The sequence below is a fragment of the Pseudonocardia sulfidoxydans NBRC 16205 genome, from assembly GCF_007989085.1.
Taxonomy (GTDB): Bacteria; Actinomycetota; Actinomycetes; order Mycobacteriales; family Pseudonocardiaceae; genus Pseudonocardia; species Pseudonocardia sulfidoxydans.
In genome coordinates, this window is the sequence record NZ_BJVJ01000031.1 from 50852 (window position 1) to 66136 (window position 15285).

General features: G+C 74.7%; 14 protein-coding genes. 3 read left to right on the forward strand and 11 right to left on the reverse strand.

The window, feature by feature from the left end; translation table 11 throughout:
* Positions 1–33 precede the first annotated feature (33 nt).
* Positions 34–315 (reverse strand): hypothetical protein, encoded by a 282-nt coding sequence (locus PSU4_RS16285; protein WP_147108954.1) that lies wholly within the window; start codon positions 313–315, stop codon positions 34–36.
* A gap of 193 nt (positions 316–508) precedes the next feature.
* Between PSU4_RS16285 and PSU4_RS16290 the strand changes: the two genes are divergently transcribed.
* Positions 509–991: a nuclear transport factor 2 family protein gene (locus tag PSU4_RS16290; protein ID WP_186816995.1), complete on the forward strand. Its 483-nt coding sequence runs from the start codon at positions 509–511 to the stop codon at positions 989–991.
* A 161-nt stretch (positions 992–1152) separates the two neighbouring features.
* On the opposite strand, the gene ligD is transcribed toward PSU4_RS16290, so the two are convergent.
* The 5 genes from ligD to PSU4_RS16310 all read right to left on the reverse strand — a co-directional run bounded on the left by ligD (position 1153) and on the right by PSU4_RS16310 (position 4942).
* Entirely contained in the window at positions 1153–3132 is a 1980-nt protein-coding gene (gene ligD / locus PSU4_RS16295) for a DNA ligase D (RefSeq protein ID WP_186816996.1), read from the reverse strand.
* A gap of 34 nt (positions 3133–3166) precedes the next feature.
* Complete coding sequence (locus PSU4_RS31350; RefSeq protein ID WP_186816997.1) at positions 3167–3544, reverse strand: ATP-binding protein; 378 nt, start codon at positions 3542–3544, stop codon at positions 3167–3169.
* Between the two features lie 131 nt (positions 3545–3675).
* Positions 3676–3861, reverse strand: coding sequence for a hypothetical protein (locus tag PSU4_RS16300; protein WP_147108963.1), 186 nt, complete (start codon positions 3859–3861; stop codon positions 3676–3678).
* A 23-nt stretch (positions 3862–3884) separates the two neighbouring features.
* Positions 3885–4562: a response regulator transcription factor gene (locus PSU4_RS31885; RefSeq protein WP_147108965.1), complete on the reverse strand. Its 678-nt coding sequence runs from the start codon at positions 4560–4562 to the stop codon at positions 3885–3887.
* A 65-nt stretch (positions 4563–4627) separates the two neighbouring features.
* A complete protein-coding gene (locus PSU4_RS16310; RefSeq protein WP_147108968.1) occupies positions 4628–4942 on the reverse strand; it encodes a hypothetical protein in 315 nt (104 codons plus the stop codon).
* A 307-nt stretch (positions 4943–5249) separates the two neighbouring features.
* Between PSU4_RS16310 and PSU4_RS16320 the strand changes: the two genes are divergently transcribed.
* Both PSU4_RS16320 and PSU4_RS16325 read left to right on the forward strand, forming a co-directional pair.
* Positions 5250–5645 carry a hypothetical protein gene (locus PSU4_RS16320; RefSeq protein WP_147108970.1) on the forward strand — a complete coding sequence of 132 codons (396 nt, stop codon included), beginning with the start codon at positions 5250–5252 and terminating at the stop codon, positions 5643–5645.
* Positions 5646–5803: 158 nt separating this feature from the next.
* Positions 5804–8587, forward strand: a complete 2784-nt coding sequence (locus tag PSU4_RS16325) for a helix-turn-helix transcriptional regulator (RefSeq protein WP_147108975.1) — start codon at positions 5804–5806, stop codon at positions 8585–8587.
* 33 nt (positions 8588–8620) lie between these two features.
* On the opposite strand, the gene PSU4_RS16330 is transcribed toward PSU4_RS16325, so the two are convergent.
* The 5 genes from PSU4_RS16330 to PSU4_RS16350 form a co-directional block, all read right to left on the reverse strand.
* Positions 8621–9226: an RNA polymerase sigma factor gene (locus PSU4_RS16330; protein ID WP_147108978.1), complete on the reverse strand. Its 606-nt coding sequence runs from the start codon at positions 9224–9226 to the stop codon at positions 8621–8623.
* A gap of 11 nt (positions 9227–9237) precedes the next feature.
* A complete protein-coding gene (locus tag PSU4_RS16335; RefSeq protein ID WP_147108981.1) occupies positions 9238–11268 on the reverse strand; it encodes an SRPBCC family protein in 2031 nt (676 codons plus the stop codon).
* Entirely contained in the window at positions 11268–12935 is a 1668-nt protein-coding gene (locus PSU4_RS16340; RefSeq protein WP_222596284.1) for a GMC oxidoreductase, read from the reverse strand. Before PSU4_RS16340 ends, PSU4_RS16335 begins: the two co-directional genes overlap by 1 nt.
* A gap of 237 nt (positions 12936–13172) precedes the next feature.
* On the reverse strand, positions 13173–13508 hold the full coding sequence (gene fdxA, locus PSU4_RS16345; RefSeq protein WP_147108983.1) for a ferredoxin: 336 nt from the start codon (positions 13506–13508) through the stop codon (positions 13173–13175).
* 47 nt (positions 13509–13555) lie between these two features.
* Positions 13556–15285, reverse strand: a 1730-nt coding sequence (locus PSU4_RS16350; protein ID WP_222596285.1) for a SulP family inorganic anion transporter, incomplete at its 5' end; no start/stop codon positions are given.

Sequence of the window (15285 nt, forward strand, 5' to 3'; positions counted from 1 at the left end):
CGGCACCCGGCGCCGCCGGGGCTCCGGGAGCTGTCAGACCTGCTCGGCGGAGACGACGGCAGGCATGCGGCGCAGGCGCTCGACCAGCAGCGCGGCCTCGTCGGCGGTGAGGGCGACGGTGCACGACACGACGCTCTCGACGACGCCGTCGCACACCTCGACGGACAGGTCGCGGACCTTGTACCGGCGCCCGCGCAGCATCGTGACGACGCGCAGCACGCCGTCGAGCCCCCCGGCGACGTACGCGGTGACACGGCGGTGCGACGGGTAGGTGACGGCGGGGGCGGCGGCGCGATCGGACAGCAGTGCGGTCATGACGGATCTCCTCGACGAGCTGGTGGGGGATCCGGACCAGGTTCCGGAGTCGGCGCACGACGACGGCGCACCGGCGACCTGGCTCAGCCGGCGCGCTCGATAATGATCGGCCACGACCACACGCGCACGTCGCGACGGTAACAGGTCTGCCACCATCGTGAACACCGGAGTGCGATCAGACCGGGAGGACCCCGTGGCCGATCCGACCACCGCCGCGCTGATCCGTCGTTACTACGACGGCTGCACCGACGGCGACCTCGACGAGCTGGCGGCGACGTTGCATCCCGACGTCGTGCACTGGTTCCTCGCGCCCAACGTGGGGTCGGCACCGGTGCGCGGCCGCGACCATCTGGCCCGCTACTGGCGCAAGGTGACCCGGATGATCGATGCCCGGTGGGTGGTCGACCACGTGGTCACCGACGGTGACGAGGCCGTCATCGAGTGGACGATGTTCTGGCGGCCGCAGGGCGCCGCCGAGCGGGTCGCGACGCGGGGCGCCGAGTGGTTCGTGCTGCGCGACGGGCTGATCGCCGAGATCCGCTCCTACTACCAGCAGCGGCCGTCGACGACGGAGCTCGACGGGTTCCCCTACGCCGGGCGTGGCTACGCGACGGCCGACCGGGAGGCGAGCGACGTGCACCCCGACGCGCCGCAGCACAGTGCCCCGAGGGACTAGGAGCGCGCTGAACAACTCGGACCTACTGCGCGACACCCAGGCGGTGCCCTCGCGGCGTTGGGAAGGTACGTCGATACAACCCCGGCATCGCCGCACCTGCCCGCCTTGCGATGACATCACCTGGACGCCGCTCGCTACGGCCGGAGTTGTTCAGCACCCTCCTAGAGCGACGGCAGGGTCTGCGCGCGATCGACCAGTGGGAGCATCGGGTCGCCGACCGTCTCCAGCCGGTCCAGCGCCGTCGCGACCGTCCAGCGGTCCGGGCGCAGGCCGGGGTCGTCGAGCTCGTCCCAGGTGAGGGTCATCGAGACGGGCGCGCCGGGCGCGGGCCGGGCGCTGAAGGGCGCGACGAGCGTCTTGTTGACGACGTTCTGCGTGTAGTCCAGGCGCATCCGGCCACCGCGGCGGTCGGTGTGCCACTCCCACGAGATCAGCTCGGGGATCATGCGCCCCACCGCTCTCGACACCTTCTCGACCCAGCCGCGGGTGTCGGCGAACGTCGGCCCGGGGGTGACGGGCACCCAGATCTGGACGCCGCGTTTGCCGGTGACCTTCGGGGCGGCGGCGACGCCGAGGTGCTCCAGCGCGGTGCGGTAGAGCCGGGCGACGGCGAGGACGTCGTCGAACGAGGTGCGCGGGCCGGGGTCGATGTCGATGAGCGCCCAGGTGGGGCGGTGCACGTCGGGCAGTGTCGAGGTCCACGGGTGGAGCTCGACCGCGGCGAGGTTGGCCAGCCAGACCAGGGTGGCGGTGCTGTCGACGACGACGTAGTCCTGCACGTCGCCGGGGTCGGCGTCGGCGTCGGGGTAGCGCCAGCGGGTCACCCAGTCCGGCGCGTGGGTGGGGATCTCCTTCTGCCAGAACCCCTGCTTCGTGACGCCGTCGGGGAAGCGCTGCATGTTGACGGGCCGGCCCCGCAGGTACGGGAGCAGGTACGGGGCGACGCGGGCGTGGTAGCGCACGAAGTCCCGTTTGGTGACGGGCGGCGCGCCGTCGCGGCCCGGGAAGAGGACCTTGTCGAGGTTGGTGAGCGCGACCTCGCGTCCCCCGACCGCCCAGTTCCCCTTGCGGCGCAACATGTCGAGGGCGGCGAGCTCGTCGGCGGTCACGGTGCGGGGTGTCTCCGGCGACCTCACGGCAGCCCCGTAGGACGCGAGGGGGGCCCGGGCGAACGCCCCCTCCAGCACCACTTCGCGCGGGTCGCGGTCGGGCCGCAGCCCCCGCCACACCGAGTGCCGCAGCCGGGCGTCGTGGGTGAGCGTGCGGTACTCGACCTCGCCGACCAGCCGCGGCTCCACCCACCGCACACCGCGGGCGTGCTCGCGCGGCACCCCGGAGGCGAACGGGTCGTCGTCGCGGCGCAGCTCGTCGAGCTTGCCGCGCAACGACCGCAGCGCGGCCTCGGTGAACCCGGTGCCGACGTTGCCCAGGTAGTGCAGGTCGCCCGCCTCGTCGTAGGCGCCGAGCAGCAGCGACCCCAGCGCCCCGCGCCGGCCCTGCCCGGGCGTCCACCCGCCGAGGACGACCTCGCGCGTCGTGAACAGGGCCGTCTTGATCCACGACGCCGCGCGCCGCCCCGGTTCGTAGCGCGACGTGCGGCGTTTGGCGACGATCCCCTCCAGCCCGTGCTCGCGGGCGACGTCGAGCATCTGCGCGGGCGGCACGTCGACCGTCGACGGCGGGACGGCGATCCGGGGCCGCTCGGCCAGCCCGAGACCCAGCAGCACCTGACGGCGGTCGTCGTAGGTCTCGCGCAGCAGCGACCGTTCCCCGACGCGCAGCACGTCGAACACGTAGAGCTGCACCGGGACCTCGGCGCGCAGCGCGGCGGGCGGGTTGCGGACGTGCATGCGGTTCTGCAGCAGCCCGAAGTCGGGGCGGCCGGCGGCGTCGAGCGCGACGATCTCGGCGTCGAGCACCAGCGGTCGGTCCGTCGGCAGGCCCGGGACGAGGTCAGGGTAGCCGCCGGTGACGTCGTTGCCGTTGCGGCTGGTCAGATGTACCGCGCCGGACGTGTCGACGTCGACGATCGCGCGCACGCCGTCCCACTTGAACTCGACGGCCCAGCCCGGCCCGGCGGGCGGGCGACCGGGGGTGGCCAGCATCGGCCGCAGCTGGGCGTCGGGCCGGCGGGCGGGCATGGCCCCGGGCTGCGCTTCCTGGGCAGGGCCGCCGTCAGCGACGGACCTCGGCCCACACGGTCTTGCCGTCGTCGCGGGTCTCGATGCCCCACCGGACGCTGAGCCCGCGGACCATCTGCAGGCCGAGCCGGGGGCGGCCGTCGGTGACGGTCTCCGGCCCGCGGACCGACCAGGCATCGTCGCTGACGCCGACGTACACGACGTCGCGGCCCGCCTTGTCGCGACGCGGCTCCACCTCGATCGAGAACGGTGTGCGGGCGTGGGTGACGGCGTTGACGGCCAGCTCGTCGGCGATGATCACGACGGCGGCACCCACCTCGCCCTCGGGGTCGACGCCCATGGCGCGCAACGCCTCCCGGACCTGTTCCCGCACTCCGGCGAGCTCCTCGGTCTGGGGCTGGTGGGTCGTCACGCGCACATCGCCTCCCGGGCCGCGCCCGCGGGAGGCGTAGCGCCGGCCGCCAGCAGCCTAGCCGCTGACGACGGCGGTGCCGACCCGGAGCGGACACATCCGGGTGATCCCACCGAAACGTGCGGGCCTCGTCAGGCGCCGGCGAGCTCGCCCGACTTCACCAGTTCGGCGAGCTCGGCGCGCCAGGTCCCGTGTTCCTCGACGTGGTTGAGCCCCATGTCGGCGATGCAGTCGGAGCAGTGCCCCGCCATGTTGAGCAGAGCGTCGCGTCGGCACCGGACGCAGGGCACCGGCTGGGCGATCTCGTCGTCGGCCACGCCGGGATCGTCGCACACCGCCGTCACCCCGTGGCTCGCACGGGCGGGTCGGCGGGGACGAGGCCCAGCTCGCGGGCGCGCAGCACCGCCGACAGCCGGTCTGCGCAGCCGAGCTTGCCGTAGGCGTGCTCCAGGTGCTTGTGGACGGTCCGCCCGCTGATCCCCAGCCGGCGCCCGATCGCGTCGGCGGTCAGGCCCAGCGCCACCAGCCCGAGGACCTGCCCCTCACGCCTGGTCAGCGCCTGTCCCGGCGGCCGGACCGCCCGGACGGCGGGCTCCGGCGGGTCGCCCGCGAGCCGGCGCAGCAGGCCGGGCGCGAGCAGCGCGGCGTGCTCGACCTCGTCGGGCCCGAAGTCGGGCTCGTCGCGGCCGAGGAGCCAGGCGTCGAGACGGCCGTCGCGCAGCCGCAGCGGCACGGCGAGGGTGCGGCCGCTCCCCGCGGCCCAGCGCACCCGGGCGGCGGTCCCGCGTTCGAGGGCGTCGGTCAGGGTCGCGGTCACGCCGCGGTCGACGACGACCCTGACCAGCACCGGGGCGCGGTCGCCTGTCCAGGTGCGGACGAGGCAACGTCCCGTGCCCGCCTGCACCGTGACCAGCGACGCCGTCCGGCTCGGCACTGCGCGGCGCAGCAGCCGCGCGGTGTCGGCACGCCGATCGCGCGTTCCTCCGACGACCCCTCTGATCGGACCCTGCCCGGACATGGCGCCCTCCCCCTCCTGCCCATGGAGGAGGTACCGCAGGAGCGTGGCGATACGTCCGGTGCTGCTCAGTCGTCGCCGAGGCCGTGGTCGGCCAGCCAGCGGACCCAGGCGTCGTCGTCGCCGACATCGCCAGGTTCCGCGGGAGGAGAAGCGGGGCGGCGCGCCGGCGGGCCCGTCCGGAGCCCGCTGTGGCTGCTGCCCGCGTGTGTGACACGGGGGTCACCCTCGACGAGGACGAGCTGCTCGAAGTCGGGCTCCCAGCGGACGACGACGGTGCGTCCACAGGTCGGGCAGTGCCACTCCTCGGCGCCGGAGGGGCCGCCACCCTCGTGCACCATCACGTGCTCGTCGGCGACGTGCTGGTCGGGGTCGTCCGTCACGGTGGTCCCCTCCTTCCGGCGATGCGGTTCGAGCGATTCTCCGGCGACGTCGGCGCCGGGGCCACCCGGAGCAGGCCGGGCGGCGGCCGGCCCGCGGCGGGCGGCGCCACCGGCGCGGCCGGGCGGGCAGCCGGGCGCGGACACCGCGGACGGGGGCGTCGATACACATTCTCGACGATTCCGGTACGCAGACATGCGTACGGATCCGGGGCGTCACGAAACCTATTCTCTTTTCACGGGGACCGGCCGGAATCCGACACAGGGGAATCATCAACGACCCACCGGGGTCGAAATCGGGGAGACCACGATGCCCAGTCAGAACGACGCGAGTGTGAAGCTGATCTACGCCGTGGACGAGAACCAGTTCTTCGCCGTCGACGACGTCGCGCTCGACGCACCTTTCGACGTCATCATGAACGTCGAGATCGGCGAGGAGCTCAACCGCCACGTCACGAGGTCGACCGCGCGGATCGGCATCCGCAACCTGACGCAGTCGAAGACCGTCGCGACGCTGCAGCAGACCGACACGCTCAACCCCGCCGCCGCGCCGTTCCTGGCCGAGCTGCGGTTCTCGGTGGCCCCCGGGTGGGGCGTGAACGCGGCCGCCGGTGACGTACTGCAGGTCGTCGCGTCCTACAAGGTCGAGGCCGGCGTCGACAGCGACGTCTCGTACTCCGAGAGCCAGCGGTTCATCGTGTCCTGAGCACGCCCGCGGCGACACCTCCGACGTCCCGTCCCGGTCACCCGGGGCGGGGCGTCGGTGCATTCGCCGCACCGCACTGCTCTTTTCGTACACCGCCCATTCCGCGGGCGCGGAAAAGGACGCGCCTGCGCCGATATCGGCCCGATACACTCCCCGGCATGCTTCTCGGCCGTTCCCGGGAGCTCGCCCACATCGACGAAATGCTGCAGTGCGCCGCCGACGAGGCCGCCAGCGCCGCGGTCGTGGTCGTCGGCGAGGCGGGCATCGGCAAGTCCGCGCTCGGCGACGCCGCCGCCGACTCCGCGGCCGGGCGTGGCACGACGATTCTGCGCACCTGCGGCATCGAGTCGGAATCGACGATCCCGTTCGCCGGTCTCGGCGACCTCCTGCGTCCGGTGCAGCACCTCGTCGCCGAGCTGCCGGGTCCGCAGGCGGCCGCGCTGGCCGGGGCGCTCGCGCTGGGGCCGCCCGCGTCGCAGGACCGGTTCGCGGTGGCGGCGGCGACGCTGTCGCTGCTGGCGGCGGCCTCGCACGGCGGGTCACTGCTGTGCCTGGTCGACGACGCGCACTGGCTCGACCCGTCGTCGGCGGAGGCGCTGGTGTTCGCGGCGCGCCGGATGCGGGCGGAGGCGTCGGTCATCGTGTTCACCGTCCGCGCCGACGAGCCCGGCGCCGCCCGGTTCCGCGACATGGACCCGCTGCCCCTCGGCGGTCTCGACGACGCCCCCGCCGCGGAGCTGCTGGCGCGCGGCGCGGGCCGCACCCTGCCGCCGGAGGTGTCGGCGCGGCTGCTGGCCGACACCGGTGGCAACCCGCTGGCGCTGCTGGAGGTGCCGGGGCAGCTGTCGGAGGACCAGCTCAGTGGCCGGGTGCCGATCCTGGAGCCGCTGCCCGTCGGGTCGCTGCTGATGGAGGGCTTCCTGCGCCGGGTCCGTGACCTGCCCGACGCCGCCCGCACCGCCTTGTTGCTGGCCGCGACGAGCGACATCGAGGCCGCCGATCTCGTCGACCGTGCCCTGCGTGACGGCGGCGGGGCGCTCGACGACCTGCACCCCGCCGAGGCGGCGGGTCTGGTGACCCTCGACGGCGGCCGGCTGCGGTTCCGGCACCCGCTGGTCCGCTCGGCGGTCTACCACGCGGCCGAGCCCGCGCGGCGCCGCGACGCCCACCGCCGCCTCGCCGACGCCCTCGACGACGTGCCCGCCCCGCAGGCCCCGGACCGGCAGGCCTGGCACCTCGCGGCGGCCACCGTGACCTCGGACGACGCCGTCGCCGCGAAGCTGGAGACGCTCGGTCGCGACGCCCTGGGCCGGCACAGCCACGCCGTCGCCACCCGCGCGCTGGAACGTGCCGCCGAGCTGAGCCCCGAGCCCGGCGACCGCGCACGTCGGCTGCTGGCCGCGGCGTCGGCGGCCGTCCCCGCGGGCTACATCCAGGAAGCCGTACGGCTGCTCGGCGAGGCCGAGAGCTGGACCGACGACCCGGTCGCCGCCGCGGTCGCCGAATGCGAACGGCACCGGCTGGGCGTCTGGGCGGGCGACGCCGAGGCCAGCCGGGCACGGCTGTTCACGTTCGCGGAGAGTGTGGAGGCGGTGCTGCCGCCGGTCGCCGTGCGGGCCTACCTCGCGGCGGCGCAGGCCAGCCTGTTCACCTACGACGTCGCCGGCATCGCCCGCAGCGCCGAACGCGCCGCGGCGCTCGCCGGGGACGACGACGTCGTCGCCCTGCGCTGCGACGTGTTCGCCGCCTTCGCCGCGGCGCAGAGCGGCGAACGGGAGCGGGCCGCGACGCTGCTCGCGCGGCGCCGGACCCAGCTCGCCGTCCACGACACGTTCGAGATCGACCAGCTGGTGACGATGAGCGGGGTCTGCCACGTCGCCGTCGAGGACACCGCGGGGGCGCGGCCGTTGCTGGCCCGCGCCGTCGAGGCGAGCCGCACCGCCAACGCGGCCGGTCTGCTCGCCGTCCAGCTGCCGTGGCTCGCCGCGCTCGACTGGGTCGACGGGGAGTGGACGTCGGCGCTCGCGCTCGCCCACGAGGCCGTGCTGCTGGCCCCGGAGACGGGCTGGCTCGCCCAGCTGCCCAACAGCCTGAGCACGCTCGCCCGCGTCGAGGCAGGGTTCGGGATGGCCGACGAGTGCCGCGCCCACGCCGAACGCGCCGCGCACACCGCCGGTGGCGACGCCACCCGCGCCCACGCGCACGCCGCCGTCGGACTCCTGGAGCTGGGGCACGCCGACCGCGCCGACGAGGCCGCGGCGGCGATGGAACGGGCCTGGGCGGCCGCGACCGAGCGTGAGCCGGAGCCCGCGCCGCTGCTGGCCGCGCAGCTGCTGCCCGATCTCGCCGAGGCCCGGCTGCGGGCCGGTCACACCGCGGGCGCCGCCGAAGCGCTCGCGAGGCTCGACAAGGTCGCCGCGAACATCGACCGCCACCTCGCCCGCGCCTGCTCGGCGCGGCTGCACGGGCTCTCGACGCGGACGGGGTTCGCCACGCACTTCGAGACGGCGCTGCGCCACCACGACCGCGGCGGCCCCGTCTTCGAGCGGGCCCGCACCCACCTCGCCTACGGCGCCAGGCTGCGGCGCACCCGCGACCGGGCCGCGGCACGGACGCAGCTGGAGCGGGCGGTGGAGCTGTTCGAACGGCTCGGCGCGGCACCCTGGGCCGCCCGGGCCCGGGCCGAGCTGGTCGGCAGCGGCGGCTCCGCACCCGCGCCCAACGATCTCATCGAACTGACACTGACCCCGCAGGAGCTGCAGGTCTCCCTCGCCGTCAGGAAGGGACTGACCAACGTCGAGGTGGCGTCGTCGCTGTTCCTGTCGGTCAAGACCGTCGAGTACCACCTGAGCAACGTCTACCGGAAGCTCGGCGTGCGCTCCCGCACGCAGCTGGTCCGGGTGCTCGGTGAGGACCGGACGGCCCGCGCCCCTCTGGTGTGAGCGCGGGCCGCCCTCCCGCCCCCCGGGTCCTCGTCAGGCGACCGCGGCGTCGATCTCGCGGGTGCGCATCGTGCCGCGCAGGTCGCGCAACAGCCGGCCGCGCGTCGGGCCGATGCTGCCGTGCGGGATGCCGCAGCCACGCAGCAGCGCGTACCCGTCGCCGGGCAGGTAGAACAGCGCGTCGACGACCTGGCGGCGACGCCCCGACAGGTCCGCGACGACGTCGGCGACGACCCGGCGCACGTCCGCGGCGATGGCCACGGCCTCGGGCCCGGGGACGAGGGCGGCGATCTCGTCGAGGCCGACGTCGGTGGGCAGCTCGCGGCGGCTGCGGCGCAGCAGGGCGAGGCACTCGCGGCCCGCGGTGCGCACGAGCCAGCCACGCAGCCGCTGCGGGTCGCGGATCGTGGCGCCCCGCTCCAGCAGCCGCACCCAGGTGTTCTGGACGGCGTCGGCGGCGTCGGCGTCCTGCAGCCGGAAGGCCCGCACCGCGGCACGCACCGCGACGCCGTGGCGGGCCACGATCGCGGTGGTCGCACCGGGGTCGCCCGCCCGGCTGCGGCGCAGCAGGTCGTCGTCGGTGGGCTCGGTGGTGGGCGGCAGCGGCGTCGACATCGTGTCCCCCTCGCGCTTCGACATCGACGCCGACGCTATGGAGGTCCCGACCCCGGGGGATCCGAGGAAACCCTGGGCACCACCCCTGGGGCCGTACCGGTGAGCAGGCCGCGCAGCCAGCGCTCGTGCCCCGCGGTCACGACGCGGCGCAGCAGCACCCGCGCCACCCACGGCACCAGACCCCGCTGGGTCTCGACGGTGCGGACCCGGCAGCCGTCGCGGTCGGGCTCCAGCCACCACACGTGGTACCCGCGTGCGAGGGGCCCCTTCCACGTCCAGCCCAGCTCCTTGCCCTCCTCGAAGCTCACGACGGTGCTCCGGATCCGGGTGTGGAACGTGGTCCACCGGAACGTGGTCGTGGCCGTCAACCCGGCCCCACCGTCGTCGAGGCGGACGTCGCGGGCGTTGTCGTAGAAGCGTTCCCACCCCGCCGCGTCGACGAGCGCCGCCCACACCCGCTCGGGCGGGACGGGCAGCGTCGTCCTGTTGTCGGTGACGACGAACGCGTTCGTGGGGCCCTGCCCCGCGGGGAACCCGGGGTCGACGGCGCGCGCACGCGGCGCCCCGTAGATCCCCGCGAGCCGGCGCGCGAACCACGACGCGAAGCGCCACACCGCCCGCACCCGGCGGCCGACACCGGGGGCGATGCCGCGCACCGTCGTCAGCAGCCGCAGGAACGACCACGCACGCAGCCGCAGCGTCCCGTCGGCGACGGGATCGGCGCCGGGATCGGCGGGGACGTCGCGGCGGTGGACGGTGACGGCGAGCGTCGTGGTGTCGGGCCACAGGTCCAGGCGCCCGTCGTGACGGACCTGTTTGACGCCGACGAGCCGCAGCGGCTGCCCCACCAGGTCGGTGAAGTCGAGCCGGTACTCCATCGTGGACGGTCCCGTGCCGGGCAGCAGCGTCAGCTCGCCCGTCTCGACGGGCCGCCTCCCCCCGAACGCCGCGCAGTCGACTTGGCCGGTCAGACCCAACCGGCGGTCCCCCGCGCGCAGGGTGTCGACGTCGCGGGCCGTGGCGGTGAGCGCGACGGTGAGCCGCGCGTACGGGTCGGTCGCGATCCGGACCCGGCCCGACATCCGTTCCCGGAACCGCACCCCACCGGGCATGGGCGGCGTCGGCGGGGAGGCCGGGACGAGCGTGACCCCCGGGCGGTCCACGCACCAGCGGCGGGCCTCGGTCACCCCCAGCTCGACGGTCCTGGCGATCGCGCGGCGGGTGAACACCAACAGGTAGTGGATCGGGACCTCGGCGACGAGCGGCACCACCCGCACCGGGTACGGGAACGACCCGGGCACCCCCCGCGCCCAGGCCTCGTTGCTGGCGGCGATGCGTTCCAGGTCCGCGTGCAGGCGGCCGTTCGCGGCGGCCTCGATGATCTGGAAGTACTGCGAGACCGGGCCGTTGCGCCCGCGTCCGGCCGTGCTGACCGTCCACGGGATCCACAGCTCGTTCGCGCCGGCGTCGACGGTGGCGGCGAGGTTGGCGTCGGTGACGTAGACGGCGTCGATGAAGCGACGGCCGCCGATCACCACCGGCGGGTACCAGCCGGGCAGCGACGTCGCCGCGACGAGCAGGTCCTCCGTCATGTCCGCGGGGGCGACCGTGCGCGACCGCTGGGCGTCGACGTCGAAGACGTTGAACGTGGCCGGGGCGCCCCGGGCGCGGATCGTGGGCCAGTCGAGACCCCAGATCCCCTGCAGGACGTTCGTGCGGAACCGGCGCATCGAGAACAGGGCGGTACCCGTGAGGTTCGGGGCGGCGCCGCGGGTGACCGGGGCGACGCGGCGCCAGTTGTCGGCGATGGCGCGCCCGCTGCACCCCTGGCACCACATGGCGAGGTTGAACACGCCGCCGCTGGCACCGTCGGCGTGCACGAACCCCAGCGGCTCGTCGTCGATCCGGGCCTCGTCGAGCCACACCTGCAGCACGCCCGCCTGGTAGGCGACCTTGAGGCCGCCACCGGCCATGACCAGCCCGCGGCGCACGTCGGCACCGAGGTCGGGCGCGAGGACACCGCCGGGACGGCAGTCGGCGAACCCGACGTCGCGCACCGCCGCCATCAGCGGACGTCCAGGATGCGGCGGGCGCAGCGCTCGGCGAACGCCGCGATCGTCATCGACGGGTTCGCGCCGACGGCCGTCGGCATCACGGACCCGTCGGCGACGAACAGCCCCGGATGACCGAACGCGCGTCCGTCCCCGTCGACGACCCCGTCGGCGGGGCTGCGCCCCATCGGGCAGCCGCCGAGCGGATGCGCGGTGACACCACGGCTGAGCAGCCCCGACGGCCCTCGCCGGAACGTGACGCCCGCCCCCGTCGCGACGCCGCGCATCGCCTGCAGCACCGTCGCGAAGTACTCGGCCGTGCCCGGCCCGCGGGGCGACCATTCGAGGTCGAGCCACGTGCCGTCCCCGGCCAGGCGCATCGTGCCGCTGCCCGGGTCCATGCCCATGCCGAGCAGCGGCGCCGTCGACCGGGACACCCCCATCGGCCCCAGCACCCGGGACACGCCGCCGCCGATGTCGCTGCGCCGGCGGTGCAGGAGACGCTGCCACAGCCGCTGCACCAGCAGCAGCGCGCCGCGGCCGTACAAGCCCACCTGGTAGGTCTCGCCGACCCAACCCAGCACGCTCGGGTAGCCGCCGTCCTCGATGAGGAAGCCGCCGTCGTCGTCGCGCAGGATCCGGGTGATGACGGGGCCGCGCTGCGAGTCGACCTCGCGCGTGCCGCCGGTGGTGAAGCCGATGGCGTCGCCGTTGCCGGAGAAACGGGTGCCCAGTGCCGGGCTCAGCCGGGGCAGCCCCGTCACCTTGTTGGCCAGCAGCAGCCGGGTGGTCCCGAACGCGCCGGCGCCCATCACGACGGTCCTGGCGCGGACCTCTCGCGTCGGCGGGACGACACCCCGCGGCCGGCGCCGCCGGGGCTCACCCGGCCCCGGCAGCGTGTGCGTGCGGTAGCGCACGACGTAGGTCTCGTCGTCGCCGTCGGGGACCGCGCCGATGCCGACGACCTCGCGCAGGGTCCGGACGTGCGCCCCGGCCTCGACGGCCGCCGACAGGTAGGTGAGGTCCAGGGTGTTCTTGGCGCCCTCGTTGCAGCCGAAGTCGCACTTGCCGCACGACGTGCAGGTGCTGCGCTGCACCCGGTGCAGGTTGTCGGTGCGGGTACCGACCGGGCGCCCCGGGGTGTGCCCCGGCGGCGCGAACGTCACGGCGACCGGCGCCGCCACGGCCGGCCTGCCGTACCCGGCCGCGGCGGCGTCGAACGCGGCGGACTTGGGCATCCGCGCCGCCAGGTACTGCGGGACGCAGCGCACACCGAGCATCTGCGCGACGGCCGGATAGTGCTCCTCGAGGTCGCCGTACCCGATGGGCCATTGTCCGGAGACCCCGTCGAACCACTCCTTCGGCATCTCCAGGGTGACGTTGGCGTAGATCAGCGACCCGCCGCCGAGCCCGCTCGCCACGACCGCGTCGAGACTGCGGAACGACCACAGGTCGAACAGGCCGTAGAGGCCGCGGCTGGGGTCCCAGAAGTTCTCGGAGATCTCCGAGGGGGTACGGGCGAACGCGCCGGGCGGGTAGGCGGCGCCGCGCTCCAGGACCAGCACCGACCGGTGGGCCTGCGCGAGCCGGCAGGCCGTGACGGCACCGCCGAACCCCGACCCGACGACGACCACGTCGTAGTCGTCGCGGATCTCCCCCTGCAGGTCGTGCGGCTCGTCCACGGCCCCGCCTCCCCACCCTCGTGCTCGACAAGAGCGCGGAGGGCACGGTCGCGATACGTGCCGTCACGCCCCGCGTCCCCAGCGTGGGCGATCCGGCCCGTCGCGGCATCCGCCCGGCGGCGGTGCGGCACTGCTCCGAACGGCCGCGGCGCGGTGCTGCTCCGAACGGCCGCGGCGCGGTGCTGCTCCGAACGGCCGCCGGTGGCGGTGCTGTTTCGAGCGGCGGTGGACCGTTGGTCAGCGGCCCCAGCCGGCGACCAGCTCGGTGTCGACGCCGATCGGTCCGGTCCCGGCCGCACCGCCGGGGGTCTCCAGCGGCGCGTCACGGCCGGTGAGGACGCCGACGAAGAACCGTTCGTTGTCGGCGGCATGGACCTCCTGCTCGGGGTCGAGCGCGCGGTCCTGGGCGATGGCCTCGACGGGGCAGGCGGGCTCGCAGGCGCCGCAGTCGATGCATTCGAGGGGGTTGATGTAGAGCTTGCGGGCGCCTTCGTAGATGCAGTCCACGGGGCACTCGTCCATACAGGACCTGTCCATCACGTCGATGCAGGTCCCGGCGATCACGTAGGGCACGGCAACTCCTCTCGGCACCCCAGTTTCTACATAGAAGTATCGATGCGTCACGTATGTGTAGAACGTTGGAACTCCTCCAGCACCTCGCCCGACGTGTCGAAGCAGCCGTCCTCCCCGATCCGCTCGATCACGCCGTAGCGGTCGAGCTGACCGCGCACCGGGACGACCAGGTTGGACACGACCATCCGGATCCCGTTGGCGCGCAACGCGTCATGCACGGCGAGCAGCACGGTCCCGGCGCTGTAGTCGACATCGCCGATCGCGGCCGCGTCGAGGCAGTACCAGCGCACCGGCGGGCCCGTCGCCGTCAGCAGCCGCACGTCCTCGGCGAACCGCGACGCGTTGGCGAAGTACAGCCCGCTGCCGAACCGGTGCACGACGAGCCCGTCGACGGTCCGCGCCCCCGCCTCGACGGGCAGCGACCGCCAGTGCCCCTGCGCCGACTTCACCAGGACGCTGCTGCGCGGGGCGTAGCTGTGGCGCAGGTGGTCGACGATCGAGACGACCACCGCCACGACGATGCCCGTCTCCACCCCGAGCACGACGACGGCGACGGTCGTCAGGAGGGCGACGACGAACTCGCTGCGGCGCAACGCCCAGATGCGGCGCAGCCCGGCGACGTCGACCAGTTCGACCCCGATGAGCAGCACGACCGCGGCCAGCGCCGCCAGCGGCAGCAGCGACAGGTACGGGGTGAGCAGCAGGATCGCGACGATCGTGACCGCTGCGGCGGTGAGGTGCGCGAGCTGGCTGCGCCCGCCCGCGCCGTCGACCATCTGCGTCTTCGTCGGACTGCCGTTGACGACGAACGCGCCGGTGAAGGCGGCCCCGATGTTCGCGCCGGCGAGGCCGACGACGTCGCGGTCGGTGTCGGGGGTCTCGCCGTGGCGGGCCGCGTAGGCGCGCGAGGTCGCGGCACTCTGGGCGAGAATCACGACGAGCATCGACAGCGCGATCGGGAACACCGCACGCACGTCGTCGAGGGCGAACGAGGGCAGCTCCAGGCCGGGCAGCCCGGCCGGGACGACCCCGAGGACGAGCAGCCCTCGCCGGTCCAGGCCGGCCGGCGCGGTCACGACGATCGACGCGACGACGGCCACCAGGGCGGCCGGAATCCGTCGCGAGACCCGGCGCGCGACCAGCACCGTCACCACGACCCCTGCCGCGGTCCCGACCGCGACCGGCGAGGCGTCGCCCAGGTGCGCGACGACCGCGACGAGCTTCTCCGGCGCCTGCCCCGGCACCGGCACGAGCCCGAGCGCCTCGGGCAGCTGGCCGACCGCGACCTGGATGCCGACGCCGGTCAGGAAGCCGACGAGCACGGTGCGGGACAGGAAGTTGCCGAGCGCGCCGAGGCGCACGACCCGGGCCACGACGAGCAGCACTCCGACGACCAGCGCCGTCGTCCCCGCGAGCCGCACGTACTCCGGCGACGCGGCCGGGATCGCCAGCGCGCCGAGTCCGGCGGCGAGCATCGCGGCGGTCGCGGAGTCGGCGCCGACGACGAGCCGCCGCGACGCCCCGAGCAGCGCGAACACGATCATCGGCACGACCATCGTGTACAGCCCGGCCTCGACGGGCATGCCCGCGATGCGGGCGTAGCCCAGCACCTCGGGGATCGCCAGCGCGGCGAGCGTCAGCCCGGCCAGGGCGTCGGGCAGCAGGCCGTCGCGGCGCAGGTCCACGGCGGGCGCGAGCCATCCCGGCCGCTGCCACCTGCCCGTCGTCACGCCGCAGCCTGGCACACAGCCGCCCTGTGAGTGGCGATGGTCGCTGG

Coding starts and splice junctions, on each gene's coding strand:
- PSU4_RS16285 (WP_147108954.1), bottom strand. CDS start 315: ATGACCGCACTGCTGTCCGATCGCGCCGCCGCCCCCGCCGTCACCTAC.
- ligD (WP_186816996.1), bottom strand. CDS start 3,132: ATGCCCGCCCGCCGGCCCGACGCCCAGCTGCGGCCGATGCTGGCCACC.
- PSU4_RS31885 (WP_147108965.1), bottom strand. CDS start 4,562: ATGTCCGGGCAGGGTCCGATCAGAGGGGTCGTCGGAGGAACGCGCGAT.
- PSU4_RS16320 (WP_147108970.1), top strand. CDS start 5,250: ATGCCCAGTCAGAACGACGCGAGTGTGAAGCTGATCTACGCCGTGGAC.
- PSU4_RS16325 (WP_147108975.1), top strand. CDS start 5,804: ATGCTTCTCGGCCGTTCCCGGGAGCTCGCCCACATCGACGAAATGCTG.
- PSU4_RS16330 (WP_147108978.1), bottom strand. CDS start 9,226: ATGTCGAAGCGCGAGGGGGACACGATGTCGACGCCGCTGCCGCCCACC.
- PSU4_RS16335 (WP_147108981.1), bottom strand. CDS start 11,268: ATGGCGGCGGTGCGCGACGTCGGGTTCGCCGACTGCCGTCCCGGCGGT.